At 61.0% G+C, this 24,282-nt stretch carries 19 protein-coding genes; 7 read left to right on the top strand and 12 right to left on the bottom strand.

What is annotated here, in order from left to right:
* Positions 1 to 17: 17 nt before the first annotated feature.
* The 4 genes from GA0061101_RS01220 to GA0061101_RS01205 all read right to left on the bottom strand — a co-directional run bounded on the left by GA0061101_RS01220 (position 18) and on the right by GA0061101_RS01205 (position 7,219).
* The gene (locus GA0061101_RS01220) at positions 18 to 1,307 is read right to left on the bottom strand and encodes an Hsp70 family protein (RefSeq protein WP_037193774.1); all 1,290 of its coding nucleotides are present in this window, start codon (positions 1,305 to 1,307) and stop codon (positions 18 to 20) included.
* 240 nt (positions 1,308 to 1,547) lie between these two features.
* A complete protein-coding gene (locus GA0061101_RS01215) occupies positions 1,548 to 4,667 on the bottom strand; it encodes an efflux RND transporter permease subunit (protein ID WP_037193775.1) in 3,120 nt (1,039 codons plus the stop codon).
* The gene (locus GA0061101_RS01210; protein WP_092572854.1) at positions 4,664 to 5,902 is read right to left on the bottom strand and encodes an efflux RND transporter periplasmic adaptor subunit; all 1,239 of its coding nucleotides are present in this window, start codon (positions 5,900 to 5,902) and stop codon (positions 4,664 to 4,666) included. Before GA0061101_RS01210 ends, GA0061101_RS01215 begins: the two co-directional genes overlap by 4 nt.
* Before the next feature lie 528 nt (positions 5,903 to 6,430).
* Positions 6,431 to 7,219, bottom strand: a complete 789-nt coding sequence (locus GA0061101_RS01205) for an SDR family oxidoreductase (RefSeq protein ID WP_047638902.1) — start codon at positions 7,217 to 7,219, stop codon at positions 6,431 to 6,433.
* Between the two features lie 294 nt (positions 7,220 to 7,513).
* On the opposite strand from GA0061101_RS01205, the gene GA0061101_RS01200 reads away from it, so the two are divergent.
* Both GA0061101_RS01200 and GA0061101_RS01195 read left to right on the top strand, forming a co-directional pair.
* Positions 7,514 to 9,178, top strand: a complete 1,665-nt coding sequence (locus tag GA0061101_RS01200; protein ID WP_092572853.1) for an electron transfer flavoprotein-ubiquinone oxidoreductase — start codon at positions 7,514 to 7,516, stop codon at positions 9,176 to 9,178.
* Positions 9,179 to 9,184: 6 nt separating this feature from the next.
* Positions 9,185 to 9,712 (top strand): GNAT family N-acetyltransferase, encoded by a 528-nt coding sequence (locus GA0061101_RS01195; RefSeq protein ID WP_092572852.1) that lies wholly within the window; start codon positions 9,185 to 9,187, stop codon positions 9,710 to 9,712.
* Between the two features lie 60 nt (positions 9,713 to 9,772).
* Here the strand turns inward: GA0061101_RS01195 and GA0061101_RS01190 are convergent, their stop codons facing one another.
* On the bottom strand, positions 9,773 to 10,687 hold the full coding sequence (locus tag GA0061101_RS01190) for a DMT family transporter (RefSeq protein ID WP_092573008.1): 915 nt from the start codon (positions 10,685 to 10,687) through the stop codon (positions 9,773 to 9,775).
* A gap of 96 nt (positions 10,688 to 10,783) precedes the next feature.
* On the opposite strand from GA0061101_RS01190, the gene GA0061101_RS01185 reads away from it, so the two are divergent.
* Positions 10,784 to 11,305, top strand: coding sequence for an Lrp/AsnC family transcriptional regulator (locus GA0061101_RS01185; protein ID WP_376774223.1), 522 nt, complete (start codon positions 10,784 to 10,786; stop codon positions 11,303 to 11,305).
* A 66-nt stretch (positions 11,306 to 11,371) separates the two neighbouring features.
* Here the strand turns inward: GA0061101_RS01185 and mgtE are convergent, their stop codons facing one another.
* Both mgtE and GA0061101_RS01175 read right to left on the bottom strand, forming a co-directional pair.
* Positions 11,372 to 12,745: a magnesium transporter gene (gene mgtE, locus GA0061101_RS01180; protein WP_037193786.1), complete on the bottom strand. Its 1,374-nt coding sequence runs from the start codon at positions 12,743 to 12,745 to the stop codon at positions 11,372 to 11,374.
* Between the two features lie 355 nt (positions 12,746 to 13,100).
* Positions 13,101 to 14,114 carry a zinc-binding alcohol dehydrogenase family protein gene (locus GA0061101_RS01175; RefSeq protein WP_092572851.1) on the bottom strand — a complete coding sequence of 338 codons (1,014 nt, stop codon included), beginning with the start codon at positions 14,112 to 14,114 and terminating at the stop codon, positions 13,101 to 13,103.
* Positions 14,115 to 14,218: 104 nt separating this feature from the next.
* Here GA0061101_RS01175 and GA0061101_RS01170 point away from each other — a divergent pair, with 104 nt between their 5' ends.
* On the top strand, positions 14,219 to 14,671 hold the full coding sequence (locus GA0061101_RS01170) for a winged helix-turn-helix transcriptional regulator (RefSeq protein ID WP_245297419.1): 453 nt from the start codon (positions 14,219 to 14,221) through the stop codon (positions 14,669 to 14,671).
* On the opposite strand, the gene GA0061101_RS01165 is transcribed toward GA0061101_RS01170, so the two are convergent.
* Complete coding sequence (locus GA0061101_RS01165) at positions 14,587 to 15,804, bottom strand: MFS transporter (protein ID WP_092572850.1); 1,218 nt, start codon at positions 15,802 to 15,804, stop codon at positions 14,587 to 14,589. The genes GA0061101_RS01170 and GA0061101_RS01165 overlap by 85 nt on opposite strands.
* A 324-nt stretch (positions 15,805 to 16,128) precedes the next feature.
* Here GA0061101_RS01165 and GA0061101_RS01160 point away from each other — a divergent pair, with 324 nt between their 5' ends.
* Positions 16,129 to 17,076 carry a diacylglycerol/lipid kinase family protein gene (locus tag GA0061101_RS01160; RefSeq protein WP_037193793.1) on the top strand — a complete coding sequence of 316 codons (948 nt, stop codon included), beginning with the start codon at positions 16,129 to 16,131 and terminating at the stop codon, positions 17,074 to 17,076.
* Positions 17,077 to 17,081: 5 nt separating this feature from the next.
* Here the strand turns inward: GA0061101_RS01160 and GA0061101_RS01155 are convergent, their stop codons facing one another.
* Entirely contained in the window at positions 17,082 to 18,422 is a 1,341-nt protein-coding gene (locus tag GA0061101_RS01155) for a glutamine synthetase family protein (protein ID WP_047640152.1), read from the bottom strand.
* A gap of 289 nt (positions 18,423 to 18,711) precedes the next feature.
* Here GA0061101_RS01155 and GA0061101_RS01150 point away from each other — a divergent pair, with 289 nt between their 5' ends.
* Complete coding sequence (locus GA0061101_RS01150; protein WP_092572849.1) at positions 18,712 to 20,079, top strand: aspartate aminotransferase family protein; 1,368 nt, start codon at positions 18,712 to 18,714, stop codon at positions 20,077 to 20,079.
* Here the strand turns inward: GA0061101_RS01150 and GA0061101_RS01145 are convergent, their stop codons facing one another.
* Genes GA0061101_RS01145 through GA0061101_RS01135 form a run of 3 tightly spaced genes read right to left on the bottom strand, consistent with a single transcriptional unit; the run spans position 20,080 to position 23,224 of the window.
* A complete protein-coding gene (locus tag GA0061101_RS01145) occupies positions 20,080 to 20,700 on the bottom strand; it encodes an NUDIX hydrolase (RefSeq protein ID WP_092572848.1) in 621 nt (206 codons plus the stop codon). It abuts the gene before it with no gap.
* 15 nt (positions 20,701 to 20,715) lie between these two features.
* Positions 20,716 to 22,212 carry a glycosyltransferase family 39 protein gene (locus tag GA0061101_RS01140; protein ID WP_092572847.1) on the bottom strand — a complete coding sequence of 499 codons (1,497 nt, stop codon included), beginning with the start codon at positions 22,210 to 22,212 and terminating at the stop codon, positions 20,716 to 20,718.
* The gene (locus GA0061101_RS01135; RefSeq protein WP_037193803.1) at positions 22,205 to 23,224 is read right to left on the bottom strand and encodes a glycosyltransferase family 2 protein; all 1,020 of its coding nucleotides are present in this window, start codon (positions 23,222 to 23,224) and stop codon (positions 22,205 to 22,207) included. Before GA0061101_RS01135 ends, GA0061101_RS01140 begins: the two co-directional genes overlap by 8 nt.
* Positions 23,225 to 23,318: 94 nt before the next feature.
* On the opposite strand from GA0061101_RS01135, the gene GA0061101_RS01130 reads away from it, so the two are divergent.
* Positions 23,319 to 24,278 carry a lysylphosphatidylglycerol synthase domain-containing protein gene (locus GA0061101_RS01130; protein WP_092572846.1) on the top strand — a complete coding sequence of 320 codons (960 nt, stop codon included), beginning with the start codon at positions 23,319 to 23,321 and terminating at the stop codon, positions 24,276 to 24,278.
* Positions 24,279 to 24,282: the final 4 nt, after the last annotated feature.

Below are 24,282 nucleotides of genomic sequence, written 5' to 3'. Positions count from 1 at the left end.
CAGGGCAGCGTGCTCTATCACGCCGTCCACTGGGCGATGTCCTCGCGCTCGCCGATCAGCGCAAGGCCATGGGCGATCGAGAGCAGCTCGCCGCCCGTCTCGATGCGCTCCTGACCGAAGCGTTCCGTGAAGATGCGCCGCACAGCCGGCACGAAGGACGTGCCGCCCGTCAGGAATACCTTGTCGATCGCGTCGGGCGATGTCCTCGTGGTCGTCAGCACATCGTCCAGCGCGCCTTCGATACGGGCAAGGTCGTCTGCGATCCACTTTTCGAAGTCCGCCCGGCGGACACGCGTGCGGCCGGCCTTGCCGAGGGGTGGGAAGTTGAACTCCGCCTCTTCATCAGCCGAAAGGGCCATCTTCGTTGCCGACACGGCCTGATAGAGCGGATAGCCTTCGTCATGCTCGACGAGTTCGATGAAGGTCTCCAGCTTTTCCGGCTCCAGGCTGCTGCGAACCAGCGTTTTCAGGTCGGCATATTCGCGCGAGGTCTTGAAGATGGAGAGCTGGTTCCAGCGGCCGAAGTTGGCGTAATAGGAGGTGGGCATTTCCAGCAGCTTGTCGAAGCTCCTGAAGAAGCTGCCCTTGCCGATTGCCGGCGAGACGATGTTGTCGATCATCCGGAAGTCGAAATGATCGCCGGCAATGCCGACGCCGGAATGGCCCATCGGGGTGGCGGTGAGCTTGCCGGCATGGGTCTCGAAGCGGATGAGCGAATAGTCCGTCGTGCCGCCGCCGAAGTCGGCTACCAACACGGTCGCATCCTTCTTCAGATGCTGGGCGAAGTAGAAGGCGGCCGCCACCGGCTCATAGACATAGTGGATTTCCGGGAAGCCGATGCGGGACAGGGCCGCGTTGTAGCGTTCCGTGGCGAGTGCGGGGTCGGGATTGGCGCCGGCAAAATGCACCGGCCGGCCTGTAACGATCCGTGAGACTTCGGTGGGCCAGCCATCTTCCGCATAGGCGCGCAGGCGCCGCACGAAAATCTCCATCAGATCTTCGAAACGATGGCGTTTGGCGTAGATGAGCGTGCCCTGGAAAAGCGCGCTTGCCGCAAAAGTCTTGATCGACTGCAGAAAGCGACAGTCACCGGGATTGTCGATGAACTGCCGGATCGCCGCATGTCCGGCCTCGACCTTCAGTGCCGCAGCGCCCAGCGCCGGGTCCTTCATGAAGGAGAGCGCCGTGCGCATGCTGTCGGATGTGCCTGTTGCGCTGTTGAAGGCGACCGATCGGGTGTCGGGCCCATCGGCCATCGCCAGAACCGTATTCGTCGTGCCGAAGTCGAAACCAAGCGCCCGAGCCATGCCCGCACTCCTTTCCGTCAAAATTTTCAGGATTGGGACAAAGCCCCTGTGAGGCGCGAGACGCGCCACTATCGCAAAGAGGGCGCGTCATGACATGGCTGGGTAGCAAGTGCAAGACTTGGCGATGGGTTTTATTTGGCCTGTCCAAAGACGCGGCCGGTGACATTCCCGCCTTGCGCGATGCCATCGGCAATTCCGGGCATGGCAAGCGAAGCAGGCGCCTCTCGGCGCCCGTTGATCTCATTCGGCGGCGATAGCCGTCGGTCTGTCTTTCGGATGCTGGTCCGTGTCCTTGCGTTTGCCGAGGCGAGCCAGAAAGTCGCTCAGGCGGTTCATCTCAAGGAAGATCACCGGCGTGATGAACAGCGTCAGGATCTGCGAGACGACCAGACCGCCAACGACCGCGACACCGAGCGGCTGACGCAGCTCCGAGCTCGCGCCCCCGCCGACGGCAATCGGCAGGGCACCAAGCAAGGCGCAGAAGGTCGTCATCATGATCGGCCGGAAACGGCGAACGCAGGCTTCATGGATCGCCTCCGCCGCAGATACGCCACTGCCCGATCGCAGCGTTTCCAGCGCCACGTCGATCATCATGATCGCGTTCTTCTTGACGATACCGATCAGCATCAGTAAGCCGATGAGGGCGATGATCGACAGGTCGAAACCGAAGAGCTTGAGGGAAAGCAGCGCGCCGAGGGCGGCGGCCGGCAGGCCGGACAGAATGGTCAGCGGATGGATAAAGCTCTCGTAAAGCACGCCGAGGACCACGTAGATCGTCAGCACGGCGGCAAGGATCAGATAAGGCGTGCTGCCCTGCGACTGCTGGAAGATCTGGGCGGTGCCGCCATAGGACGTGAAGACGTCCGCCGGCATGTTGAGATCCTTCTTGATCTGATCGATCTGTGCCGTGGCGTCACCGAGGGCTTCGCCCGCAGGCAGGTTGAAGGACACGGTGGTCGACACGAGCTGGCCGGTCTGGTTGATGGTGACCGGGCCGGTGGTGCGCTCGACATGGGCGAAGTTCGACAGCGGAACCAGGGCGCCGCTTGCGGAGGCGACCCGGATTTCCTGCAGCTTCTGGTCGTCCCAGGGTTTGCTGGTGTCGAATTCGACGATAACGTCATAGCTGTCGCCGGTGGTCTGGATCTGCGCGGCGTTATAATTGCCGAACGCTTCCTCCAGCGTGGTGCGCAGCACATTGTTGTTGATGCCGTAGTTGGCCGCCTTTTCGGTGTCGACGACGATATTGGCCTGCAGCGCATTGTTCTGCTCATCCGAGGCGACATCGGTGAAGCGCGGATCGCGCCGCATCTGGTCTGCGATCTTGTTGGACCAGAGGTCGGTCTTGTCGGCGCTCAACGCCTGAATCACCAGCTGGTATTGGCTGGCGGTCTGGCGGCCGCCGAAGCGCAGGCTTTGTTGCGGTGTGATGTAGGCCTTGATACCGGCGATCGTGCCGATGGTGGTGCGTATTTCACGCAGCGTCTGGTCCAGCGGCTCGCGCTGATCCTTCGGCTTCAGCTGGACATACATCGTACCGTTGTTCAGCGGCTGGCGCGCACTGCCGCCGACGATCGACATCACGTGGTCGACGGCGGGGTTCTTTTTGACGAGGGCTGCGGCCTGGTTTTGCAGGTCGCGCATGGCCGAATAGGATATATCCTGTCGAGCCTGGGTGGAGATCTGCAGGCGGCCGATGTCTTCCGTGGGGAAGAAACTCGCCGGCAGCACCATGAACAGATAGGCGGAAAAGCCGATGGAACCAAAGAAGCACACAAGCACGGTCGCGCGATGGCGCAGACACCAGGATACGCCTCTGTCGTAGCCGCGCTGCGTCCAGTCGAAGCCCTTGTTGAAGAGACGAACTGGCAGCGGTGGCTGGCCATGGCCGCTGGAGAGGCGGGAGCTGAGCATCGGTGTAACTGTCAGCGAAACGATCGCCGAAGAGACGATGGCGATGGCGACCACCATGCCGAATTCGTTGAAGATGCGTCCAACGACGCCACCCATCAGAAGAATCGGGATGAATACGGCGATCAGCGATATCGACATCGAGATGATCGTGTAGCTGACTTCCGCCGAACCCTTGATCGCCGCCTGCAATACCGGCATGCCTTCCTCGACATGTCGCAATATGTTTTCCAGCATGACGATTGCGTCATCCACCACGAGGCCGACCGCGAGTGTCAATCCTAGTAGTGAGATGTTGTCGACGCTGTAGCCCAACACATACATCATGCCAAAGGTCGAAATCAGCGACAGCGGCACGGCAAGGCCGGGAATGATCGTTGCCGTCACATGGCCGGTGAAGAGATAGATGACCAGAACGACAAGGCCGATCGTCAGCAACAGCGTGAACTTCACGTCGGAGATGGCGTCACGGATCGGTTGCGCCGAGTCGTTCATGACGCTCGTCGTGACCGAACCGGGAATTTCCGCATGAAGCTGCGGCAGTTTTGCGTTGATTGCATCGACGACGTCGACGGTGTTGGCATCCGGCTGACGCTGGATCGCAAGAATGATGGCCCGTTTGCCATCATACCATGAGCCGGTATTGGTATTTTGCACACTGTCCTGGACGTCGGCGACATCGCTGAGGTGGATCGCCGCGCCATTGGGATTGGCAATGACCAGCGACTTGAACTGCTGAGCATCGGTAAGCTGCGTGTTGGCGTTGATGGTCATGCTCTGTGCGTTGTTCTGCAGAGTGCCGACCGGAACCTGGTTGTTGGCGTTGACGAGCGCGGTGTTGACGGTGTCGATGCCGATGCCGCGGTCCTGCAGCTTGCTCGGATCGACCTCGACACGCACGGCGTAAGTCTGCGCGCCGAAAACGGTCACTTCGGCAACGCCCGGGAGCGTCGACAGCGAAGGGGAGATGATGTCTTCGGCAATTTCGTCGAGCTTGCTGCGCGGCATTGTATCGCTCTGCACGGCAAGAAGCATGACCGGCGCGTCGGCCGGATTGGTCTTGCGGTAGCCCGGCGGGGTCGTCAGGTTATTGGGCAGCTGGCGCGTTGCATTCGAAATTGCCGCCTGAACGTCGGCGGCGGCGGCATCGATACTGCGATTGAGATCGAACTGAAGTACGATGCTCGTATTGCCGAGCGAGTTCGTGGCCGAGATTTCACTGATGCCTGGGATGGTTTCGAACTGCTTGATCAGCGGAGTGGAAACCGATGTCGCCATGGTCTGCGGCGAGGCGCCGGTCAACTGTGCCGAGACGTTGATCGTCGGAAAGTCGACCTGGGGCAAAGCCGCGACCGGCACGAGCTGATAGCCGGCCAAACCGGCCATGACTACACCCAGCGCCAGAAGCGTGGTCGCCACCGGCCGTTGGATACAGAAATTGGGGATCATTGCTGTGCTCCAACCGTAATCGTTTCGCTCTTCCGGCCCGACTGATCATCGGCTGCGGCAAGGTTCTGTGTCTTTCCGTCGTTGAACTGTTCGACGACGGTCTGACCATCGGTCAGCTGTACCTGTCCCTCGACGACGATATGATCTCCTTCCGAAAGACCTTTGGCGACAGCGGTAAAGCCCCCGTTCTCGCGCTGTACGGTGACCGGCGTCATATGAACCTTGCCGTCTTTGACGACAAAGGCGAAGAAACCGTCAGCGCCTGGGCTGATGGCAACCGTCGGAGCGACGATCACAGGCTGAGTGTCGGTAAGGTGGACGATGATGTTGACCGATCGGCCAGGCCAGATAGCACCATTGGCATTGGCGAACTTTGCCTTGGCAAGGATGGTGCCGGAAGCGGCATCGACCGAATTATCGAAGAAGCTGATTTCGCCCTGGCGGGACTTGCCCTTATCCGAACGCGGAACAGTGCTGACCGGCACGGTGCCAGCCTTCAAAGCTTCCTCCAATTCCCGCAGATGATTTTCCTGCAGATGGAATTGTACGTAGATCGGATCGTATTGGGTGATGGACACGATCGCCGTACCGGGAGTGACATAAGCACCTGGGCTCGGGACGACATTGCCAAGACGCCCATCATACGGGGCTCGGATTTGTGTGTTTTCCAGCAGCACCTGGTCGGATGCAAGCTGAGCCTTGTCAGCGTTGACGTCGGCGACGGCGGTATCGCGTGCCGCAACTGCCTGATCGACCGTCTGCTGCGTCCCGGCGTTGGCAAGCAGGCTCTTGGCTCGGGTGAGGGCTGATTCTGCCGCCACAAGCGTTGCCTGATCCTTGGCTATGGTCGCTTGATCCTTGTCGACGGCGGCTTGTGCAGTCCGTGCGTCGAGCTTTGCGATCAGATCGCCAGCCTTGACCATCACGCCGTCCTTGGCTTCGATCGATGTGATGATGCCGGATTCCTGCGCGGCAATCGTCGTCGCATTCTGCGCAACGGCCGAGCCGGTAGCGGTGACGTCATTTGGAAGGAGTGTTTTTGTTACCGCAACGGTCTTGACGACCGAAGACAGTGCCGCGCGCTTGTGGCTACCTGTCGCCGTTTTGCTGCCGTCCTTGGTTTCTGCGGAGGCCTGATCAACAAATGCCGAAAGAAAAGGAATACGGTCACGATAGCCCCAGACTGCAAGGGCAGCGACGACTAGAAGGCCGAGGGGAAGCCAAAATTTTTTCATATTGAAGAACCGGTCGAAGCGAGTTGCAGAAAGCGCGATGACATCGAGGTGTATTTATTGCGTCGCACAACAAAGACGGGCTTCGCCGCAATCCATCACATCGCCGTTACCGCTAACGTTCGGTAATTCTGTCCCTATAACCTGAATTTATGAACGCTCATCCAGTGCAATTTACCACAGTTCGACATGACGAAAAATTAAAGCTTGGAAAGCTTTCGACTTGCTCTGCATTGTGCGGCGCAGCAAATAGTCAGATGATTATTTTTTGATTGCCGCCATGTAATAAATGGAGGGCTGCATACGCTTTTACAGCGCTTATCGCGTAAAGACAGGCCACAGGCGTCATGGCGGCCCCGTCTTCGCTCACGGAATTGTGTTGTCAGGCCCCATTTACAAAGGCCTGTTTTCGATTTGCCGATGACGACTTTAGAGCAATTCCAGGAAAAGTGCGTAGCGGTTTTCCGTCCGGAATTGCTCAAAAACAATAAGCCAGAGCGGTTAGGCGATTCCGTGAAGCGCGCAACCGCTCTAGAGGGATCGCGCAGCGCCTCCATCGCAGCGAACCATCGTCCCGGTCACGTAGCTTGCGGGTTCGCTGCAGAGAAAAGCGGCCGTTGCCGCGAATTCCTCGACGCGGCCATAGCGGCCGGCGGGAATGCGGTGCTGACGCTCGGTGCTGACCTCTTCGAGGCTCTTGCCGCCGCGCCTGGCCGTTGCGGCGTCGAGCTCGGCCAGTCGATCAGTGGCGATGCTGCCCGGAAGGAGCATGTTCACCGTGATCCCTTGTGCCGCCACTTCGCTCGCCAAGGTCTTGCTCCAGCCGGCGAGCGCCGGGCGCAGCGTATTGGAGAGCGCCAGATTGGGGATCGGCTCGATGACGCCGGAGGAGGCGACGGTGAGGATGCGTCCCCATCCTTGCGCCTTCATGCCAGGCAACAATGCATTGGTCAGGGTGATGATCCGCGCCACCATGGAGATGAAATAGGTCTCCAATCGCTCGGCGGTCATATCCTCAGTCGTTCCCGGCGTCGGGCCGCCGGTATTGTTGACGAGAATATCAATGCCGCCGAGTTTCTCGGTAACGGCCTTGCCGATGATCTCGATGAAATTCTCGTCGTTGAGATCGGCCCAGATCCAGTCGGCCCGGCCTTTCCCCTCGGCGTTGATGGCCTTGCAATTATTGTCAAGCCTCTCGCCGTTGCGGCCGCAAAGCAGGACGTTTACTCCCTCGCGTGCCAGCGCAACGGCGATGCCATGCCCCAGCCCCTTGGAAGAGGCGAGCACCAGCGCGCGTTTCCCGTCGATACGAAGATCCATCTTGATCACCCTTCTGCTATCTCGAAGTTCTCAAGTGGAACTTATAGAGCGGCATCAGCCGATTTTGAAAGCCACAGCGTGACAGCGGCCAGGTAAAAGAGATCGAAAGTTGACGTTAACGTAAAGGTAATTTAACTTGATTGCTAGTTGGACGAATTGGAGGATTGCCTGTCGCTTCCCGGCTCGACAATCCCTTCCCATTTTGACAAGAGATAACCGAAATGGGGAAGACGCCCAAAGGGGACAAGGCCGCGCTCCCATGCCATCGGGCGCCCGGCCAATCGGAGAGAGTATATGACTGACGCGAGCGAGCTGCCTGAACGCGAGAGCATGGAATTCGACGTCGTGATTGTCGGGGCGGGTCCTGCGGGGCTTTCTGCGGCGATCCGGCTGAAACAGGTCAATCCGGACCTGACCGTCGTCGTGCTCGAGAAGGGCGCCGAGGTCGGCGCGCACATCCTGTCGGGTGCCGTCGTCGATCCGATCGGCATCGATCGCCTGCTGCCTGGCTGGCGCGAGGAGGAGGGCCATCCATTCAAGACCGAAGTGACAGCGGATCACTTCCTGTTCTTGGGCCCAGCCGGCTCCATCCGGCTGCCGAACTTCATAATGCCGCCGCTCATGAACAATCACGGCAACTACATCGTCTCGCTCGGCAATGTCTGTCGCTGGCTGGCCGAGAAGGCGGAAGGCCTCGGCGTCGAGATCTATCCCGGCTTTGCCGCAACCGAAGTGCTCTATAATGACAAAGGCGCCGTCATCGGTGTGGCCACCGGCGACATGGGGATCGAGAAGAACGGCGAGCCCGGCCCGAACTATACGCGCGGCATGGAACTGCTCGGCAAATATGTGCTGATCGGCGAGGGCGTGCGCGGCTCGCTCGCCAAGCAGCTCATTGCCAAATTCGACCTCTCGAAAGATCGCGAGCCGCAGAAATTCGGCATCGGCATCAAGGAACTCTGGCAGGTCAAGCCGGAGAACCACAAAAGGGGTCTGGTGCAGCACTCCTTCGGCTGGCCGCTCGGCTTCAAGACCGGTGGAGGCTCATTCCTTTATCATCTGGAAGACAATCTGGTCGCCGTCGGCTTCGTCGTGCACCTGAACTACAAGAACCCCTATCTCTATCCCTTCGAGGAATTCCAGCGCTTCAAGACGCATCCGGCGATCCGCGGCACCTTCGAGGGCGGCAAGCGCATCTCTTACGGTGCACGCGCCATCACCGAGGGTGGTTATCAGTCGGTGCCGAAGCTGACCTTTCCGGGCGGCGCGCTGATCGGCTGTTCGGCCGGTTTCGTCAATGTGCCGCGCATCAAGGGCAGCCACAATGCGGTGCTGTCGGGCATGCTGGCAGCCGACAAGATCGCCGCGGCGGTCGCCGCGGGCCGCGCCAATGACGAAGTGATCGAGATCGAGACCGAATGGCGCCAGACGGATATCGGCAAGGACCTGAAGCGGGTGCGCAATGTCAAGCCGCTGTGGTCGAAGTTCGGCACGCTGGTCGGTGTCGGCCTTGGCGGTCTGGACATGTGGACGAACCAGCTGTTCGGCTTCTCATTCTTCGGCACGCTGAAGCACGGCAAGACGGATGCCCAATCTCTCGAGCCCGCGTCCAAGCACGAGAAGATTAACTATCCGAAGCCGGATGGCGTCCTGACCTTCGATCGGCTGTCCTCGGTGTTCCTGTCGAACACCAACCACGAGGAAGACCAGCCGGTGCATCTCAAGGTCAAGGACATGGCGTTGCAGATATCGTCGGAGCACGACATTTTTGCCGGCCCCTCGACCCGCTACTGTCCGGCAGGCGTCTATGAATGGGTGGAGAAGGATGGCAAGGAGACCTATGTCATCAACGCCCAGAACTGCGTCCACTGCAAGACCTGCGACATCAAGGATCCCAACCAGAACATCAACTGGGTACCTCCACAGGGTGGCGAAGGGCCTGTCTATCCGAATATGTGAGATGCAATGACAGAGGTCGGGCAAGGCGCCTGGGCGATCCGTCTGGCTCGGCCGGAAGAGCAGCATTTGCTTGCTGATATCGAGATCGATGCGTTCTGGGCGTTGCATGAGGCCGGTGCCGTGGCCTGCGAGCCGACATCGCTGTCAATCGAAGTGCTCAGGCAGTCACAGGCGGAGCAGCTGCTGCTCGTCGCCGTCGATGACGGCGACCAGCCGTTCGGCTTCCTTGCCGGCATCCTCAAGGACGGTTCCGTTCACATTGCCGAAATCGATGTCGTCAGGCACTGGCAGAAGAAGGGCGCCGGAAGGCGTCTGATGGAAGCTGTCATAGCGGCGGCGAAAACGCAGGGTGCTGCAGGCGTCACTTTGACGACGGACCGGCATGCCGCCTTCAACGCGCCTTTCTATGCCTCGCTGGGATTTCGAATATTGGGCAATGAAGAAAGGCCGGCTGAGTTGACGCGGATCCTGGAGAATGAGGTCGCGCACGGCGCCGATCCGGCCAGACGCGTGGCGATGGCGCTTCGGTTCTGATCCGTATCCCAGGGTGGGCCAGATCGCCAATCCGAAGCGCCATGATGTCGAAGACAGGAATTAATGCTGGGCGCTTTTCCGGGCGAGCAGACCGGTGGAGAGAGCAACACCTATGCCGGTGACGAGGGCGGCTGCAATGCCAGCCGCTCCGATTTTCTCACCGAGCAGGAACCCGCCGCCGATGGTGGCGAGAACAGGCGTGATGGCGGTGAAGGCTGCGGCCTGCGTGCCGCCGAGGGCCTGGACGGCAAGACCGTAGGCCAGGGTGGCGGCAAGGCCGGACAGCAGCCCCTGGCTGACGATCTGCAGGCCGATTTCCGGCAACGGCACCGATGCGAGCGAGCTGCCGAAGACGAAGGCCAGTCCGACATGGATGAGGAAGGACCAGACAGCGATGATGGCGCTCGATTGCAACGCGCTCAAGCCCGAGCGGCGGAAGGCATGGGTGTAGCTTGCCCAGAGCAAGGCTGCGAGCGGCAGCAGCGTGAAGCCTTCCCAGGAGATCTGCACGCCGTAAAGACTGCGTGCCAGCAGGATGACGACGCCGGCGACGATGCCGGCAAGGCCGAGCCAGCGGGTCACATCGAGCCGTTCACGAAACAGCGTCACGCCGATTAGGGCGGCGGCCAGCGGCATGGAACCGCCGAGCAGGATGCCGGCTGCCGAGGCCGGGGTGAATTGAATGGCGAAGGTGGTCAACTGAAAGAACAGGGCGCCGGAACCGCAGACCATCAGCGCCAGCAGCTTCAGTGGCACGCCTTTCGGCAGCAGGCCGGTCCGCCACCAGACGGGGGCCAATACCAGGGCCGGCACGCCGTAGCGGATCAGGCCGAGGTCGATCGTGCTCATCTGCGTCTCGGCCGTGTGGCGTGTCGCCAGAATCCAGTTCGCCCAGATCAACACGGTGACGATAGCGCCCGCATAGCCGATCGCTGTGGGGCTGATTTTGCGGGTGGGGAGGGTCAAGGCGGTCATCGACATATCCTTTCCAACGATCCAGTTTGTCTTTCGATGGGAAGAAGATAGCGCCGAAGGCTGAGGCATGTCCTTGCTAGTTATGGCTCCAAAAACATGATACAGGCAATAATCTGCCAATATGGATGCTTGAGTTTCTCAGATATGCCAAAGCTGGATAAATTCGATATTGCCATCCTCAATTGCCTTCAGGAGGACGCGCGCGCCACCAATGTCGAGATCGCCGAGCGGGTCAATCTTTCGCCGTCGCCCTGTTTGAGGCGCATCCGCAACCTGGAAAAATCCGGCCTACTGCGCGGTTACCGCGCCGATATCGATCGCAAGGAGGCCGGCCTCGGCCTCACGGTTTTCGTTGAACTCAAGGTCGGTCATCACTCGAAGGAAAATTCCGAGGCGCAGCAGGCAGCATTGCTCGCCATTCCGGAGGTCGTGGCCTGCCATTTGATTTCGGGAACGGCCGATTTCCTCGCGGAGGTCGTGGTGGCGGACCTTGCCGCCTATGAGAAGGTGATGTCGGAAAAGCTTTTGGTGCTTCCCGGCGTGGTCGATCTGCGCTCGAACTTTGCGATCCGCACGATCAAGACCAATGGTGCCCTGAAACTGCCACAGCCTGAATGAAACAGGCGAAGTGAAAATGAAAAGGGGCCGTTGCAGGCCCCTTTTTGGATGAGAGCCTGATGATCCTCAGAGCATCGTTCCGCTGAGGATCATCAGTGCGACCGAGAAGTAGATCACCAGCCCGGTGACGTCGACCAGCGTCGCAACGAAGGGCGCCGATGCGCTGGCCGGGTCGAGCCGCAGCTTCTGCAAAACGAACGGCAGCATCGAGCCGGCAAGCGAACCGAACGTCACGATGCCGATCAAGGCTGCAAAGACAGTAAAGGCGACGAGCTGCCAGTGCGGACCGTAGTCGAAGAGACCGATGGTCTGCCAGAGCACGATGCGGGCGAAGCCGACGAGACCGAGAATTGCGCCGAGCACGATGCCCGTCGGCAGTTCACGCAGAGCCACGCGCCACCAGTCCGCAAGCTTTAGCTCGCCGAGCGCCAGCGCCCGGATGATCAGCGAGGTTGCCTGCGAGCCGGAATTGCCACCGGAGCTCATGATCAGCGGGATGAACAGCGTCAGCACGACGGCTTTTTCCAGTTCGCCTTCGAAATGCTGCATGGCGCTTGCCGTCAGCATTTCGCCGAGGAAGAGGGCGGCAAGCCAGCCGGCGCGCTTGCGGATCATGCCGCCAAAGCTGATCTTCATGTAGGGCTGACCGAGTGCTTCCATGCCGCCGAACTTCTGTGCGTCTTCGGTCGTATCGGCAATCATCGTGTCGATGACGTCGTCGACGGTGACGATGCCGAGCATGTGGCCCTTGTCGTCGACAACCGGAAGCGCCAGCAGATCGTGGCGCCGGATCAGACGGGCGACGTCCTCCTGCTTCATCAGTGGCGGCGCCGTTACCGGCGTGCCCTTCTGTGCGACGGTGAGGATACAGGCGTCGGGCTCGCCGGTGATGAGGCGGCGCAGCGTCACGACATGCAGCAGCACATGTGTCTCGTCGTCGAGCACATAGATGGCATAGACGGTTTCGCGGGAGCGCTCGACCTGGCGAACGTGGTCGAGCGTCTGCGCAACGGTCCAGCTTGCCAATACGCTCACGAACTCTGTCGTCATGATGCCGCCGGCGGTGCGCGGCGGGTAGCCCATCAGGCCCTGGATCGCTTGCCGGGCATGCTCGTCGAACGTGGCGAAGAGCCGGGCACGGGTGTCGATATCCATCTCGAGCAGCACGTCGGCGACACGGTCGTTCGACATGCCGTGCAGCAGCCGGGAGGCGTCCGCATTGCCCATGACTTCGAGAATTTTGGATGCGTTGCGCAGTTCCGGCCGGTCGAGAATGCGCACGGCGCGCTCTTCCGGCATTTTGGCGAGAATGCGCGCAGCCTCGCCCACATCGAGCACGTTCAAGGACTCGACGCGTTCCGCGATGGTTACGGCGCGGTTGTTATTGATGAATGCACGAGCGGCGTTGCCAGCCCGCATGGGGAAGCTGTTGATATTCATTAAAGCTCGCCTTTCCAGTCGATCCGCCGTCGTAGCGGATCGTGGCGAGCCGACAGGAGTCGGTTAGTGCACGAATGCTACTGACGGCAAAGGCAATCGACTACTACTGTCGCTAGGCATCTAAAGATGGCTCCGGTTAATCGGCATGGAAAAACATTATTCCCCACGTGGGGGAGAAGTCGCGCCGAAGGCATAAAAAGTCAAGAGGTGGAAGCAGTTAAAGGCACTATGTCGCAAGAAAAATTTCTTTAGGCGGCCGAAAGTTTGTGCGTTGCAACAAATTCCGTTGCGAATGCGTTAAATAGCTTGGCCGGACGCCTCGCGCCCGGCCATATTCGCTGAAAATTTCAGTCTCTCAGAAGCCCACCAGGACGACCTTGCCCTTCATTTTTCCGGTTTCGACCAGGGCATGCGCCTTCTTCAGATTCGCCGCGTTGATCGTGCCTGCGGTCTCCGTCAGCGTCGTACGGACCTTGCCGGCATCGACCAGTTCGGCGACCTTCGTCAGCAGCCTGTGCTGCTCGATCATGTCGGCCGTGTTGAACAGCGGGCGGGTGAACATCAGTTCCCAATGGATCGAGGCCGACTTGCGCTTGAAAGGCATGACGTCGAGCGTCTTCGGATCGTCGATCAGCGCGAACCGGCCCTGCGGGGCGATGGCATCGACGATGGACGCGATGTGGTCAGCGGTATTGGTCGTCGAGAAGATGAAGGCGGGCGCGCCGATGCCGAGCGCCTCGATCTGAGGCGCAAGCGGCTTCGAATGGTCGATGACGTGATGCGCGCCCAACTCCTTGACCCAGGCCTGCGTTTCCGGCCGCGAGGCCGTAGCGATGACGGTGAGGTCGGTCAAGGCGCGTGCGATCTGGATCGCAATCGATCCGACGCCGCCGGCACCGCCAATGATGAGGATCGCATTTGCCACGCCGGGAACGGGATCCTGCACCTTCAGGCGATCGAAGAGCGCTTCATAGGCCGTGATCGAGGTTAATGGCAGCGCAGCCGCGGCCGCAAAATCGAGGCTCTTCGGCTTGGCCCCGACGATGCGCTCGTCGACGAGATGGAATTCGACATTCGAGCCGCCGCGGTTGATGGCGCCGGCATAGAAGACTTCATCGCCCGGCTTGAACATCGTGACCTCGGGACCGACGGCCCTGACGATGCCGGCCGCGTCCCAGCCAAGGATCTTGTATTCGCCTTCGGGCGGCGCGGCGCTGGCACGGACCTTAACGTCGACCGGATTGACGGAGACCGCCTTCACTTCGACGAGCAGGTCGTGGCCCTTGGCCTCGGGTGTCGGCAGGTCGATATCGATGAGCGATGTCTCGGCGGAAATGGGCTGAGGTTGCTTGTAGGCGACTGCACGCATGGGAGAAGCTCCTGGTTTTGTTGCACACAGGCTAGATGCGCATTATCATCAAAGGGCGCAAGAATGCACAAATTCTGTACGTAGGTACAAAAAGGATACTGTCGATGTCGCTTCCCCGCTCCAAGCTCGTCAGGAATTTTCCGGGATGCCCGGTCGAGGCGACGTTGAGCCTGCTCGACGGCAAATGGAAGGGCGTGATCCTGTTTCACCTGATGGAAGGAACGCTGCGCTTCAATGAAATCCGCCGCAAGCTTCCGTCGGTGACGCAGCGCATGCTGACGAAGCAACTGCGCGAATTGGAAGAATCCGGGCTGGTCTCACGCACCGTCTTTCCGGTCGTGCCGCCGCGCGTCGAATATGCTCTGACGCCGCTCGGCACAAGCCTGCGGCCGATCATCAAGGCGATGGCTGTATGGGGCGAGGAGAATGTCTTCTGCCACAATGGCCGGCAGGACTGGCCGCACCCGCGGCCTCATGCGTGGCCGGTACGGCGCTCCAGGCCAACTGAAACGGCAAAGACCGCAAGACCGGCGACCGAGAGAACCGCGCCGACATAGCCGGTCGCAGCCGCGGTGAAGCCCCAGGTGATCACCATGCCGCCGAGCCATGCGCCGAGCGCATTGGCGATATTGAAGGCGGAATGGTTTGAGGCGGCAGCCAGCGTCTGCGCATCCGCCGCCACATCCATCAGGCGGGTCTGCACGGCCGGACAGGCGGCAAAGCCGCAGCCGATCAGAAACACGCAGACGCAGAGCATCACCGGATTGGCGGCCGTCAACGAAAACAGCGTCATGATGATGATATTGAAAATCATCATGCCGCCGATCGTGCCCTTGAGCGAGATGTCGCCGAGACGGGAGCCCACGACATTGCCGACATTCATGCCGATGCCGAACAGCGCAAGCACGACCGGCACCATGCTTGCCCCAAGGCCCGCAACCTGTGTCGTGGTGGTGGCAACATAGCTGAAGATCGAGAACATGCCGCCGAAGCCGACGGCGGCGATGCCAAGCGTCAGCCATACCTGGATGCGCTTGAGCGCGCCGAGTTCGCGGGTGATGCTGGCGCCTTCCTCGACCCTATCCTTGGGGAGGAAGAGGGCGATGAGCAGCATGGTCGCGAGGCCGATGCCACCCACCATCATGAAGGCCGCCCGCCAGTTCAGAAGCTGGCCGAGGAAGGTGGCGATCGGCGTGCCGATCAGCGTGGCGATCGTCAGGCCGAGCATGACTTGGCCGACGGCGCGGACGCGGCGGTGAACCGGCACCATCGATGCGGCAACCAGCGCGGCAACGCCGAAATACGCGCCATGCGGAAGGCCGGTGATGAAACGCAGCGCCGTGAAGCTTGCGAAGGTCGGTGCGAATGCGCTGGAAATATTGCCGGCGGCGAAGATCGCCATCATCAGCAGGAGCAGCGTGCGCCGCGCCATCTTGGCGGCGAGCACGGCGATAATAGGCGCACCGACGACGACGCCGAGCGCATAGGCGCTGATGACATGACCTGCTTCCGGCGTGGTGACGCCAAAGGTGTCGGCAACATTAGGCAGAAGTCCCATGATGACGAATTCACCGGTACCGATGCCGAAGCTGCCGACCGCGAGGGCCAGTGTCACGAGCGCGATGGCCGTGCGCGAAGGCGCTTCCAGGACGGTTTGGGTATCGAGGACGTCGGCGGCAATATCGCTCACGAAAGCTCCTTGGCGACAAACCCGGGCAAGGCGCCGCGAATCATGCAGCGAGCCCGGAACCCGGCATTCGATGCATCATGGGGAAATAAAGGACTGGAGGGGCATGGACATACCTCAGGCGATAGTATCGATGGCGTCGATATTTCTGTCGCGTGCATTTTTTGCAGTGCAGCATGTCGTACGCTGCATAAGTGAACATTGGTCCGATCGGGCAGAGCAGTTGTAATGCTTGAAATCGCTTCATTCGGAACCATCTGTGGGGGAGGCGCACGGGGGCATTCGCCCCTTCCCGAAATACAATTTGCGGAAAGACCAAGAGCCCCAATGAAGTTGATCGGCTTTTTCAACCGCGATGGCGGTACCTTCCGGACGACGGATATGGCTGCCTATGAGGCGAAGGCGGAGCAAGTCTTCCGCGATGCCGGTCATGATTTCGAAGCCGTGGTCGTGGCGGGACGAGACGTCGTGTCGGCGATGGAGCGCGCGGCGCGCCGGGACGACATAGACGGTATCGTCGCCGGAGGCGGCGACGGCACGATTTCGGCCGCCGCCGCCATCGCCTGGAAGACCGGCGTCGCCCTCGGCGTGATTCCCGCCGGCACCATGAACCTGTTTGCCCGTTCGCTGAGGTTGCCGCTCGATATCTGGCAGACGCTGAACGTGCTCGCGACAGGTGAGGTCGACAAGGTCGATATCGGCAGCGCCAACGGTCGGGCCTTCGTGCATCAGTTCTCAGCGGGCCTGCATGCGCGCATGGTGCGTTATCGCAACGGCTATACCTATCGCTCGCGCATCGGAAAGATGTCGGCCAGCACCCGTGCCGCCTTCGGGGTCATCGCCAATCCGCCGGAATTCGATGTCGACTTCGAAGCCGGCGGCGTTCGCGAACGCCGGCACGTGTCGGCGATTTCCGTCTCCAACAATCCCTTTGGCGCCAATGCACTGCTCTATGCTGACAATCTGCAGGGCGGTGAGCTCGGCTTCTACATGGCAAAGCCATTGCGGCCGCTCGGCGTGGCGCGTCTTGTCGTCGATATGCTGCGCGGCCGGTTTCGTGAGAACACCGATGTCATGGTCATGCATGCGCCGGAAGTGCATCTGCATTTTCCGAAGCTGCGCCAGCTCGCAAACTGCGTCATGGATGGCGAGTTGCTGCCGCTGGAGCGCGATGTAACGCTCAAGGTTCATCCCGGCGAACTCAAGGTGATGGTCCGCGAAGGCACCGCCGCCAGCGTCGAGCGCGAGGGTGCCGTCAACAGCCTGGCCGTCTGAAGCGGTCAGAGACGCGGCAGATAGGTTCGATAGTCGAAATCGGAAACGGTGCGCAGAGAGCGGATGGCTTCCTTGTGCTTCGTATCGCCGTAGAGCTTTTGATATCGCTCGCCAAAGATATCGGCGATGAAGACAGAGCTGCGGAAGCGTTCGACGGCGGTCAGGAAGTCATGCGTCAGCCGCGGGGCATTGGCCGGCACGTAGGTCGGTGTCGTCTCCTCGCCGGGGTCCAGTTGGTTCTCTAAACCGAGCAGCATGCCGCCAAGGATTGCCGCCAGCATCAGATAGGGATTGGCGTCGGCGCCGGCGACACGATGCTCGACGCGCGCGCCAGGTCCATCCTTTTCGGGAATGCGCACTGCGGTGCCGCGATGGCCATAGCCCCAGGTCAGGTCGACGGGGGCGAAGGAGCCCGGCTGAAAGCGGCGGTACGAGTTGGCATAGGGCGCAAAGATCAGCTGCGCATCCTCTAGCGTTTGCAGTAACCCGGCGCAGATCGATTTCAGCTTCTTCGGCTCGCCGCCTTCCGCATCGAGGATATTGCGGCCCTGATCATCGATGATGCTGGCATGTACATGCAGTCCGGAGCCGGCATGATCGGTATAGGGCTTCGCCATGCAGGTCGATTTCAGGCCGTGCTTGCGCGCCGCCTGCTCGGCCACGCGCTTCAGCATGATGCAGTCGTCGGCGGCGGCAAGGGCATCCGGGCGATGCAGCAGGTTGACCTCGAACTGGCCGGGGCCGAATTCCGCCGTCGTCGCGTCCGCCGGCAGCGCCTGCGCCCTGGCATAGCTGCGCAGCGTTTCAAGATAGCCGTCGAGCAGGTCGACCGCGTCCATGTCGTAGAGCTGGTAGCCGTTCGGCTCGTCGCGATAGGTCAATGCCGGCGGCGGCGAGGGGATGCCCCTTTCGCGCCAATCGCCGGCAAGCAGATAGAATTCCAGCTCGGTTGCGATGACGGGGGTCAGGCCGAGCGCCTTGTAGCGGTCGACCACGGCCGCAAGAATGGCGCGGGGATCCTGAAAGCTCGGGCTGCCGTCGAGCTCATGCATGGTGGCCAGCACCTGCTTCGACCCAGGCGGTGCCCAGGGCATATCCGCGAGTGTGCGCCGATCAGCGACACAGGTACCGTCTGGATCGCCGATCGTCAGCGACAGGCCTGTCATGTCGTCATTGTCGTCGCCCCAGATATCGAGCGACTGCGTCGAGGTCGGCAGCCGCACGGCGCCGGACCAGACCTTCTTTTCGGCCGCGATCGGGATCTGCTTGCCCCGCAGCCGGCCGTTCATGTCCGATATCAGCACCTCGATACGCGCATTACCTTCGGTTGCGTTGTCGGCCGCCATACTCTTGTAAATCCCCAATGCTCACGGCATGGTCGTAAACCATGATAGCTATCAGTCAAGTCTGGCGACGCTGAGTCTCCGTGCCGGGCCCCTCACCCCAGCCCTCTCCCCGCATGTGCGGGGAGAGGGGGACTCTCCGATACCCATCTTCGCGCAATGCGGTAGTTGGCACGAAAACTCCCTCTCCCCGTTTGACGGGGAGAGGGCTGGGGTGAGGGGCCATGCACACAATTGCGGCGTCGGCGGACTCGCCTGGCAGAAACCAATTGCAATGAGGTGAGTTTCAATCATGCCCGACATGCCAAGCCGCTCCAATCTTGCCGCTCTCGATGCCGCCCATCATCTCCATCCCTTCGCCGATATGAAGAAGTTGAACGCCGACGGCGCGCGGATCATCCAGCGCGGCGAGGGCGTCTATATCTTCGACAGTGAAGGGCGGAAATATCTGGATGGCTTTGCCGGCCTCTGGTGCGTGAATATCGGCTACGGCCGCACGGAGATTGCCGATGCCGCGATCCGGCAGATGAACGAGCTGCCCTACTACAATACCTTCTTCGGCACGACGACAACGCCGGCGACGCTGCTGTCTGAAAAAGTCTGCGCCCATGCCGGGCCGCATTTCAATCATGTCTTCTTCACCAATTCCGGCTCGGAGGCGAACGATACCTGGTTCCGCATGGCGCGGGTCTACTGGAGCGCGGTCGGCAAGCCCAGCAAGAAGACCGTCATTGCCCGCAGGAACGGCTATCATGGTTCCACAGTTGCCGGCGCCAGCATGGGCGGCATGAAATACATGCACGAGCAGGGCGACCTGCCGATCCCAGGCGTCGTCCACATCGGGCAGCCCTATTGGTACGCCGATGGCGGCGAGCTCTCGCCGGAGGAGTTCGGCCTCAACGTCGCCCGAGAGCTGGAGGAGAAGATCGATGAGTTGGGCGAGGACAATGTCGGGGCCTTCATCGCCGAGCCGGTACAGGGCGCGGGCGGTGTCATCATTCCACCTTCGACCTATTGGCCGGAAATCGCGCGCATCTGCAAGGCCCGGAACATCCTCTTGGTCTGCGACGAAGTAATCTGCGGCTTCGGTCGCCTTGGCTCATGGTTCGGCTATCAGCATTTCGGCGTCGAGCCCGATCTCGCCCCGATCGCCAAGGGACTATCGTCGGGCTATCTGCCGATCGGTGGCGTACTCGTCAGCGATCGCATTGCCGACGTGCTGATCAACGAGGTCGGCGAGTTCAATCACGGTTTCACCTATTCCGGCCACCCGGTGTGTGCGGCCGCCGCACTGGAGAATCTGAGAATTCTCGAGGATGAACGGCTGGTCGAGCGCGTTCGCGACGATATCGGTCCCTATTTTGCCGAGGCCTGGGGCAGCCTTGCGGATCATAACATGGTCGGCGAGGCCGTCAGCATCGGCCTCATGGGCGCATTGCAGCTTGCCGCCGATAAATCCACCCGCCGCCGGTTCGAGAAGCCCGATGCGATAGGCTCGGCCGTCCGCAACCACGCGCTCGCCAACGGTCTCGTGCTGCGCGCGACGGCCGATCGCATGCTGGCGTCGCCGCCGCTCGTCATCAGCCATGAGGAAGTGGATGCCATGGTTCGCATCACGCGGCTGGCGCTCGATGCCGTCTGGGCGGAGGCGAAGTCGTAATCAGCGCTTGTCCGTCGGCGTCGGCGCATCCCACTTGCCCGCCTTGTGAAGGGCAAGCGTCAGCGCCGCGACATGGATGACCTGGATCATCTTGCCATCCAGCGCCAGCTCGATCGCCTGCCGGATCGGCATGCGGATCAGGCGAATGCGTTCGGTCGGGTCGTCCGCCGGTCTGGCGCTGAACTCGACATTCCGAGCGATGACGATGTGCGCCAGATTGGTGTGAGTGGCCGGATTGGGCGCAAGCTTGCCCACATAGTCCCAGTCGGTGGAGGAGAGACCGGTTTCCTCTCGCAGCTCGCGCGCCGCCGCCTCGACCGGGCTTGCATCGCTCGCGTCTATGGCTCCGCCGGGCAATTCGAGGGCCACGACACCCAGCCCATGACGATACTGTTGGACGAGATAGATATGATCCTCGGCATCGAGCGCAATAATCTCGACCCAATCGGGATATTCCAGCACATAATAAGGCGCGATTTCCACGCCTTCCGCTGTGACGCAGCTATCGGCCCGGACCTTCAGCCACCGGTCGTGAACCAGATAAGTGGAGCTCTTTATCTCCCAGGGCGGAAGATCGGCGGTGTCGGTCAGTAGGTGTGTGACGTCGTCCTTCGAGTCCATGTACGGTTCGAGCCTCTATTTCGGATAGACCCACGCATAGGCGAAAGACGCCATGTCACCCGGTTTGCCATGAATATATTGCACATCCGTGAGCTTGATGTCCGGCGTCGCATATTGCGAACCGAGAGTGTCGCGCAGCCAGTTCGACAACTCCCGCGGCATGACACCATTGTCCTTGCCCGGGCGCCACACGATCAGGATCGGCTTGTTTGCGCTCCACTGATAATCGGCTTTCAGATTTGGAAAGAAGAGCGACATGGCCGGCACGTCGGGAAGCTGCAGGTGCAGGTTGCCGGCGGGCAGCCATCCGTTCGTCAGCATCAAGCCCGGCCGCTTGCCTTCGCTCGCAAGGATCTGCCGCACGAAGGCGGGATAGGGGGTGTTGTAGTGGTCGTAGGCGCCAAACAGCATCGGGAAGATGGTGCGGGTCAAAAGCAGCGCCGGGATAACGACCATCATGACGAGCGGGACATAGAAGAAACGCTTGCCGAAATCCGCGGCCGTGATTCCGGCGACTTCCATCTTCAGGCATAGATAGATCGGCAGCAGGAAGAGGAAGGGCAGCAGCCAACGGTCGCGCAGATCCGTCATGCCGATGGTGACGATCAGGATCAGCACGATTATGGCGATGACGGCAAAAAGGATTTCGAAGAAGCGGGTCCACTCGTTCGACCGGCCGAAGTTCTTCAGCAAGCTCTTGCCGAACACCAGCGCATAGACGATGAGCGTCGGTGCGCCGATGATGACGATCAGCTTTAAGAATTTCAACGGCCCTTTCACGAACTTGGCGAAAGCGCCCTCCGGCGCCTCCTCCGCCATGATGCCGAGCGTGCGGCCGGAGGCGAGGTCGAAATTGTGGATCAGCCAGATCCCGTGCGGCAGGAAGATCACCAGGGAAATGAGGATGGTCAGCAGGAAGCGCTTGTCGAAGACGCGGGCACGGCCCTGCGGGTGCATCAGCACGGCGACCAGGGCGCCGGCGGCGAGCAGCGCGAAATTGTATTTCGACAGCATGCCGAGGCCGAGCGCCAAGCCGGTGAATGCATAGGAACCAAGGCTTGGCGCCTTCAGCGTGCGGATCGCGCCGCAAAGAAACAGGTTGATGGTGACAAGCTGCGCGACCGTGTGCGTCAGGTCGCGCTGGGCCTCCCAGAAGAATTGCGGGATGGTGAGCAGCGACAACGTTGCGATCGCCGCGAAGACCTTGTCGGTCAGCACTTCCCTGGCCAGCCTGTAATAGCTGAGATAGACGAGGAAGAGGAAGATGTTCTTGACGGCGGAGATTGCAGTCAGCGACAGGCCGAAGACGGAAACGACGACTGCCTGCACCCAATTGTATAGCGGCGGCTGGGAATCGTAGCCAAGCGTCAGCCATTGCGAGAACAGGGCCTGCTGCGACTCGTCGAAGCGCATGCCATGCGGGATGGCGAGGCGCACCAGGAACTCGATGATGAAGTAGCCAGCGAGAAGCGGGATGATGGCATCCGGTCGGCGGACCAGAAACCTATGCATCCTGGTGATCCCGATCGAAGATCTTGCGCACGATATAGTTCGGCGAAAGATCGTCGCGATAGTAGATGCGCGCGATCATCTCCGCGAGGATGCCTGTCGTGATCATCTGGATCGATGACAGCAGCAGCACGACGCCGACCAGCAGCAGCGGCCGGTTGCCGATGTCGCTGCCGAAAATGAACTTGTCGATGAAGAGCCAGAGCAGGATCAGGCTGGCAAGCGCGCCGAGGCCGAGGCCGAGTGAGCCGAAGAAGTGGCCCGGCCGCGCCTTGTAGCGCATGAAGAACATCACCGACAGCAGATCGAGAATGACGCGGAAGGTGCGCGAAATCCCGTATTTGGAGGTGCCGTGCTGGCGCGCATGATGGGTGACGGGGACTTCGCCGATACGCGAGCTCGGCACCACGCCGGCGACCCAGGCGGGGATGAAGCGGTGCATCTCGCCCATCAGCTTCACCTGTTTGATGATCGAGGCGCGATAGATCTTCAGGCTGCAGCCATAGTCGTGCAGCTTGACGCCGGTGATGCGGCCGATCAGGTAATTGGCGCACCAGGAAGGGATCTTGCGAAGCAGGAGCCCATCCTGGCGGTTCTTGCGCCAGCCGACGAGCAGGTCTAGCTGTCGCCGTTCCAACTCTTCGACCATCGAAGGGATGTCCTTCGGGTCGTTCTGCAGGTCGCCATCCATGGTGGCGATCAGCCGGCCGCTGGCGGCGTCGATACCCGCCTGCATGGCTGCCGTCTGGCCGAAGTTGCGCTGAAGCTCGACGATGCGCAGCGTCAGCCCGTCGCGCGGCAGCGACCGGCGCGCATTGGCAAGCGTTGCGTCCGTGCTGCCGTCATCGACCAGGATCAGTTCCCACGGTCTTGCAAAGCCAGCCATGGCGGAGCAGATGCGCTCGACGAGCGGCCCGACGCTTTCTTCCTCGTTGAAGACGGGCACAACCAGCGAAAGCTCAAGAGGGCCTGCCGTATCGGCCTGGGGGAGGGTCGACTCTGCCGTTGTCTGCAACTCTTCTTTCTCCTAAAAGACCGGCAGAACCTGCCGGACGGAACGAGCGATATGTCCGGCCTCAGCCACCGCTCGCATTGGGTGCCCTAACTACATGAAGACTCCGACGGTTGCCAGCCGACAGAATTGGTTTATTCGCAACCGAATGACGCTGCTCACTCTCGCGGTGGTCGTCGCTTATGCCGCCTTCATCGAATGGTTCTGGGGGTGGAGTTCGATCCTGGCGCAGTGGGGCAAGGTCGGCCTTCTGCCGATCCTGCTCGCCCTAGCGCTTTTGACCGGCACCTACTTCCTGCGCACCTGGCGCATCTATGATTATTTCCCGAAGGAAACGGCTGGCCATTTCGCAGCGCTCTTCCGTGTGACGCAGGTGCATAATCTGCTTAATATCATGATGCCGTTCCGCACTGGGGAGACCAGTTTCCCGGTGCTGATGCGCTCCGAATTCGGCATACCGCTGGCGCGCGGCACATCGGCGCTGTTCGTCATGCGGCTGCTCGACCTGCATGCGCTGCTCGCGGCGGCCGGCGTCGGTCTTGCGCTTGCTTCGCCTTACCGCGTTTTGGCCTGGATCGTATGGCTGGCTTTCCTGTTCTTGCCGGTCGCAGCTTTCGTTTCGCGCCGGCCGCTGATCCGCCTTGCCGCCCGCATTCTGCCGAAGAAGGCGCAAGGGCTGGTACATGAGCTGGAGCGCGGCCTGCCTGTCGATGCCCAGGCTTTTGCGCGCGCCTGGCTGACGACGGTGGTCAATTGGCTGGTCAAGGTCGCGGTACTTGCCTGGGCGCTCGGCCTGATGAATGTCACGCCGTTGTCGGCAAGTTTCGGCGGCGCGCTCGGCGGCGAATTGTCGTCAGTGCTGCCAGTGCATGCGCCGGGAGGTGTCGGCACCTATCCGGCCGGCATCACCGCCGGCGCCATGGCATTCGGCGCTTCGGGCGAGAAGGCTGCGCTCGAGAACCTGGCGCAGGCGAGCATCAACGCCCACCTCCTGATCGTCGTTTCGGCACTGACGGGCACCGCCATCGGTCTGCTTGTTTCCAGAAAGCGTGCCTGATCCG

The sequence above is a fragment of the Martinezella lusitana genome (assembly GCF_900094565.1).
In the GTDB taxonomy this organism is placed as follows: domain Bacteria; phylum Pseudomonadota; class Alphaproteobacteria; order Rhizobiales; family Rhizobiaceae; genus Rhizobium; species Rhizobium lusitanum.
The sequence above is the reverse complement of the archived record's forward strand: the minus strand, read 5'-3'. Positions and strand labels throughout refer to the sequence as shown.

Bases quoted from the DNA above. Each gene is read 5' to 3' on its own strand.
- GA0061101_RS01210 (WP_092572854.1), bottom strand. From the start codon at position 5,902: ATGAAAAAATTTTGGCTTCCCCTCGGCCTTCTAGTCGTCGCTGCCCTT.
- GA0061101_RS01200 (WP_092572853.1), top strand. From the start codon at position 7,514: ATGACTGACGCGAGCGAGCTGCCTGAACGCGAGAGCATGGAATTCGAC.
- GA0061101_RS01150 (WP_092572849.1), top strand. From the start codon at position 18,712: ATGCCCGACATGCCAAGCCGCTCCAATCTTGCCGCTCTCGATGCCGCC.
- GA0061101_RS01130 (WP_092572846.1), top strand. From the start codon at position 23,319: ATGAAGACTCCGACGGTTGCCAGCCGACAGAATTGGTTTATTCGCAAC.
- GA0061101_RS01215 (WP_037193775.1), bottom strand. From the start codon at position 4,667: ATGATCCCCAATTTCTGTATCCAACGGCCGGTGGCGACCACGCTTCTG.
- GA0061101_RS01170 (WP_245297419.1), top strand. From the start codon at position 14,219: ATGTCGCTTCCCCGCTCCAAGCTCGTCAGGAATTTTCCGGGATGCCCG.
- GA0061101_RS01145 (WP_092572848.1), bottom strand. From the start codon at position 20,700: ATGGACTCGAAGGACGACGTCACACACCTACTGACCGACACCGCCGAT.
- GA0061101_RS01155 (WP_047640152.1), bottom strand. From the start codon at position 18,422: ATGGCGGCCGACAACGCAACCGAAGGTAATGCGCGTATCGAGGTGCTG.
- GA0061101_RS01140 (WP_092572847.1), bottom strand. From the start codon at position 22,212: ATGCATAGGTTTCTGGTCCGCCGACCGGATGCCATCATCCCGCTTCTC.
- GA0061101_RS01190 (WP_092573008.1), bottom strand. From the start codon at position 10,687: ATGACCGCCTTGACCCTCCCCACCCGCAAAATCAGCCCCACAGCGATC.
- GA0061101_RS01195 (WP_092572852.1), top strand. From the start codon at position 9,185: ATGACAGAGGTCGGGCAAGGCGCCTGGGCGATCCGTCTGGCTCGGCCG.
- GA0061101_RS01205 (WP_047638902.1), bottom strand. From the start codon at position 7,219: ATGGATCTTCGTATCGACGGGAAACGCGCGCTGGTGCTCGCCTCTTCC.
- GA0061101_RS01185 (WP_376774223.1), top strand. From the start codon at position 10,784: ATGATACAGGCAATAATCTGCCAATATGGATGCTTGAGTTTCTCAGAT.
- GA0061101_RS01220 (WP_037193774.1), bottom strand. From the start codon at position 1,307: ATGGCTCGGGCGCTTGGTTTCGACTTCGGCACGACGAATACGGTTCTG.
- GA0061101_RS01175 (WP_092572851.1), bottom strand. From the start codon at position 14,114: ATGCGTGCAGTCGCCTACAAGCAACCTCAGCCCATTTCCGCCGAGACA.
- GA0061101_RS01160 (WP_037193793.1), top strand. From the start codon at position 16,129: ATGAAGTTGATCGGCTTTTTCAACCGCGATGGCGGTACCTTCCGGACG.
- mgtE (WP_037193786.1), bottom strand. From the start codon at position 12,745: ATGAATATCAACAGCTTCCCCATGCGGGCTGGCAACGCCGCTCGTGCA.